The organism is Vibrio sp. 10N.222.49.C9, assembly GCF_041474985.1.
Lineage (GTDB): Bacteria > Pseudomonadota > Gammaproteobacteria > Enterobacterales > Vibrionaceae > Vibrio > Vibrio crassostreae_C.
Window position 1 is genome coordinate 1 of record NZ_JBFRVD010000255.1, and the last position, 268, is coordinate 268.

1 protein-coding gene is annotated in these 268 nt (G+C 48.1%); it reads right to left on the minus strand.

The genetic code is table 11. The annotated features are described in order from the left end of the window. Positions 1-268, minus strand: a 268-nt coding sequence (locus AB4585_RS23020) for a hypothetical protein (RefSeq protein ID WP_372171122.1), incomplete at both ends; no start/stop codon positions are given.

A 268-nucleotide genomic window follows, 5' to 3' on the forward strand; every position in this document is an offset into this window, starting at 1 on the left:
CAGTGAATACTGTCTTTAACACCTTGTGGAACGGCTAGATCTTCACATTTGGAGATAGTGCGCGCTTTTTCTTTTTGCTGTCCATTAGTCTCAATGTACTGGTCGACATCACCGGTTGCTTCTAGTTGCACTAGAGCTTGGTTGTGCGTGACGGCGTTGATACTGGCTTGCTGCTCAGAAGTCATGTGTGCTTCGGCTCTGATTTCGTCAGTAGATTCTGCAGCATTGTTGGGGTTTGCCACTGCTGCACCTGCCATCAATGCAGAAG